Origin of the sequence: uncultured Chloroflexus sp. (genome assembly GCF_937129525.1) — a bacterium.
Classification (GTDB): Bacteria; Chloroflexota; Chloroflexia; order Chloroflexales; family Chloroflexaceae; genus Chloroflexus.
In genome coordinates this window covers 1-3,729 of record NZ_CAKZNK010000054.1, presented here as the reverse complement: position 1 = coordinate 3,729, position 3,729 = coordinate 1, and the positions used below count along the sequence as shown (strand labels likewise).

The window sequence follows — 3,729 nt, the reverse complement described above, 5'->3', positions numbered from 1 at the left end:
GGCCTGGAAGCATACCGCTTCAGTGGCAATAACTTCGCGCTCGATGTGATCTGGTCGGTTGACGCAACGACGCGAACGATCACGTTGCCACAAAGCTCGTTTATTGCCGCCTACCGGCGCGATGGTTCGCCGCTGACGCCGGCTATCTCCGGCGGAAATGTCACGCTCAATGTTGGCTTTGAGAACATCTATCTGAAGCGCATACCATAAGTTGTTGGTCTCGTTGCCGGTTTTCTCTTGACGCGACTACCTCGATCCGGTACACTGTTTTTGAACACGAGCGGCGGCGGGCAATCAGCTCGTCGCCGTTATTCCTCTTCTCTGCTGGAGTGTAGTTATGCTGGCGACAACGCTGAGTGATATCTGGCAACAGATTGCTACCGGTATTTTTGACCCGTTATTCACGGTGTTAGTTTTTCTCCTCATGCTCAGTTTGCTGGTCTTCGTCCATGAACTCGGTCATCTCTGGGTTGGATTGCGCATGGGGATTAAAGTTGAAGAGTTTGGGATTGGTTTTCCACCGCGCGCATTGGTGCTGTTTGAGCGAAATGGCATCAAGTATACTTTGAACTGGTTGCCGTTAGGCGGTTTTGTGCGTTTTGCCGGCATGGACGGCGAGAAAGATGCAGTGTATGGCGCCGGTAGTCTGGCCGCAGCTCCGCCATGGCGCAAGATTCCGGTTATGCTGGCCGGGCCGCTGATGAATTTCTTCCTGGCGGTTGTCATCTTTACCATTCTTTTTGCCACGATTGGTATCCCAACCCCAACCGGTCGGGTGGTGATCAGTGATGTCTTCCCCAATACACCGGCTGCTGCCGCCGGTTTTCGCTCTGGCGATGAGCTGGTGCGGCTCGACGATCAGTCGACTGTCGATGAGCAGGTCATCCGCGAAGTGGCGCGCAATCGATTGGGGACAACGATCAAAGCGGTCGTCTTGCGTGACGGCGCCGAAGTGACGCTCGATGTGATCCCTGGGCCGTGGAAGGCGCCTGATGGGCGCGAGTTTAACGCCGGCTTTGGCTTTAGCTACGAAATGCAAACAATGAACCAGCCGGTTAACCCGATCGCCGCCATTGGCGCCGGGTTTATGCATAGTGTTGACCTGACCGGTCGGATGATTATGATGCTGGCCGATTTGCCGGCAGCTATCGCCGGTCTGTTCAGTCCCACTCCTCCCCCAACCGGCGAACCGCTTGGCCCGATCGGGATCGCGCGCGCCACGGGAGAAGTTATTCGCCAGCCCGACGGTTTTGTCTCGTTCTGGTCATTGACCGCCGTGCTTAGCCTTAACTTGTTTATCCTTAACCTGTTGCCGATCCCTGCCCTCGATGGCAGCCACATCCTGTTTGCGCTGATTGAGTGGGCGCGGGGCAAGAAGCTGCCTCCTGAGAAAGAGGCACTTGTGCATGCCTTCGGCTTCATGGCGCTGATGGGTTTAATGGTGCTGTTGACCGTTAATGATGTGCTAAACGCGGTGCAGGGTACACCGATCTTTGGTCGCTGATGGATATTATTCGCGCGAGTGAATTGGGCGAGTACGCTTACTGCGCGCGCGCGTGGTGGTTGCGCCGGGTTGCGGGCGTCGAACCTGACGGCGCTGAACGACGCGCAGCCGGCACGGTGAGCCACGCGCGGCATGGAAGGTTGGTGGTATTCAGTCAACGTCTGCTCTGGATTGGTGTTGGTCTGCTGGCCGGTGGAATCGGTCTGGTGATCTGGGCAAGCTAATGGTTGGCTTAGGCATCGTTCTCATCTGCTGTGCGCTTGGCATACTGGTATTGGCGGTCTTCCTGCGCCGGCGTAGTGGGCTGCCCTGGGCGCGCGTCGTGGCAGCCGACACCGGTTTGCGCCGTATCCCCGAACGACCACTGTTCAGCGCGCGGCTGGGTCTCACCGGCAAGCCAGACTATATTTTACAGCATGGTCAGACACTGATTCCGGTCGAGGTAAAGCCAAACCGACGCGCTTCGCAACCTTACCATTCCGATCTCTTGCAACTGGCCGCTTATCTGGTATTGTTGGAAGAGATAACCGGTGTTGCGCCGCCCTACGGTCTCCTGCGTTACGCTGACGAAACGTTTCAGCTACGCTACACAAGCGCAGTTCGTGAAGAGGTTTTGACTACGCTAGCCGAGATGCGCGCATTATTGACGGCAACAGATGTGGCGCGTAGCCACGATGAAGTGGCTCGTTGCCGCGGCTGCGGCTTCCGTAGCCGGTGCGATGACGCTCTGGCCTGAGCGATACTGAGACAGGACTGAAAGTGGAGTGAGCATAGCAATGGATCTCACCTGTGATGATGTTATTTCAGTCATTGCCGAGCATCTCGCCGGACGAATTTCGCGGGCGCAAGTGGCGGCATGGGCGTTTGATCAGTTTTACCGGCTTGAACAGGACGAGCTGAACGTACCACCCGATGAAGAGGCAGTCATACGCGATGCGCTCGACGATCTGATGTTTGCAGACGATGAGCCGTTTATTTTGAGTGAAGTTGAATTACGTCAATTAATGGATCGACTGGCACAGGTATGAAGATACAATCACATCCCCGCTTGCGCGGCATGATGATTGGCGACGAGGTTTATTCATACCACTACCATCTGGCTGCCCGCGTGGCCGACATCTTTCCCGCCGCCGTTTGTGTCCGGATCGGTGTGCTCTCGACCGAGACGCCATTGGAGCTGAGTCAACTGCCACAGTTATGGCGAGCCGACGAGATAGAGAACCTTTCGGTATGTCGCTACTGTGGTACGCGCGATGATGTGCAGGTAGTGCATGAAAATGGTATTCCTTTTCGGGTGTGTAACCAGTGCCTGGAAGCGATAGGCGATAGGCGATAGGCGATAGGCGATAGCCGATGGGCGATAGTTGATAGGCGATAGCCGATAGCTGATAGGCGATAGCCGATAGCTGATAGGCGATAGCCGATAATCGCTCTGCGCTCTCGGCGGTTGGATCAATAGGCGATAGCGGTACTCTCCAATACCAAAAAACGAAGAAGGGGTCACGCTGTGTGCCCCTTCTTCTTATTGCTACCAACGCGCTTGTGTTTATCGCCGCTCGCGCAACCACTTGACAAGTTGCCATCCGCCCGGCAAGGCCGAAGCTGCAAGCGCGATCTTGATCGCGTCGCCGATCAGGAAGGGTAACACACCCTTGAGCAGCGCGTTTTCAGCCCCGATGTAGAACGCCAGCCACGTTGCCCCGATCAGATAAATGACCAGCGTTGCCAGTGCCATTGCCGCGACCGCCGTGAAGAAGTTGCGATCCCAGCCACGTGTCGCTAACCAACCGGTCAGACTTGCGGCTAGCGGGAAGGAGATGAGGTAACCGCCAGTCGCACCGAGAATGTGGGTATAACCTGCTGCGCCGCCGGCGAAGAATTTCAAGCCAATCGCACCCTCAACCAGGTAGAGCAGTAATGAGATCAAGCCCAGACGCGGGCCAAGCAGGCCACCTACCAGTAAAACGCCAAGTGTTTGTCCGGTAATTGGTACCGGCGAGAAGGGTAACAGCGAAATCCGAATTTGTGCGCTTAGCGCCACAAACAGACTCCCCAGCACTACTAACAGCGTGTCGGCAACCAATGGATAGGCCAGCCAGCCACGGCGCGGCAAAATCGCCTGCGCCAACGTCTCGGTTGTGGTCAATGTCCGGTTCATGACACCTCCACCATATAAACTAAATGCGCGTGACGATATAGAGTATAGCCGATCCAGAAACAATGTA

The 3,729-nt window shown here is 56.0% G+C and carries 6 protein-coding genes and 1 pseudogene; 6 read left to right on the top strand and 1 reads right to left on the bottom strand.

Annotation, left to right across the window (positions count from 1 at the left end):
• From Q0650_RS06080 to Q0650_RS06055, 6 genes and pseudogenes are all read left to right on the top strand, one after another.
• Positions 1 to 210, top strand: a pseudogene (locus Q0650_RS06080) (hypothetical protein); the annotation flags it as partial.
• 127 nt (positions 211 to 337) lie between these two features.
• Positions 338 to 1,504 carry an RIP metalloprotease gene (locus tag Q0650_RS06075; protein WP_298816953.1) on the top strand — a complete coding sequence of 389 codons (1,167 nt, stop codon included), beginning with the start codon at positions 338 to 340 and terminating at the stop codon, positions 1,502 to 1,504.
• Entirely contained in the window at positions 1,504 to 1,728 is a 225-nt protein-coding gene (locus Q0650_RS06070; RefSeq protein ID WP_298816951.1) for a hypothetical protein, read from the top strand. The genes Q0650_RS06075 and Q0650_RS06070 overlap by 1 nt, the downstream gene beginning before the upstream one ends.
• Entirely contained in the window at positions 1,728 to 2,240 is a 513-nt protein-coding gene (locus Q0650_RS06065; RefSeq protein WP_298816949.1) for a Dna2/Cas4 domain-containing protein, read from the top strand. The genes Q0650_RS06070 and Q0650_RS06065 overlap by 1 nt, the downstream gene beginning before the upstream one ends.
• A gap of 40 nt (positions 2,241 to 2,280) precedes the next feature.
• A complete protein-coding gene (locus tag Q0650_RS06060) occupies positions 2,281 to 2,532 on the top strand; it encodes a hypothetical protein (protein ID WP_298816947.1) in 252 nt (83 codons plus the stop codon).
• A complete protein-coding gene (locus tag Q0650_RS06055; protein ID WP_298816944.1) occupies positions 2,529 to 2,840 on the top strand; it encodes a hypothetical protein in 312 nt (103 codons plus the stop codon). Before Q0650_RS06060 ends, Q0650_RS06055 begins: the two co-directional genes overlap by 4 nt.
• Positions 2,841 to 3,050: 210 nt before the next feature.
• Here the strand turns inward: Q0650_RS06055 and Q0650_RS06050 are convergent, their stop codons facing one another.
• A complete protein-coding gene (locus Q0650_RS06050; RefSeq protein WP_298816942.1) occupies positions 3,051 to 3,662 on the bottom strand; it encodes a biotin transporter BioY in 612 nt (203 codons plus the stop codon).
• Positions 3,663 to 3,729 lie beyond the last annotated feature (67 nt).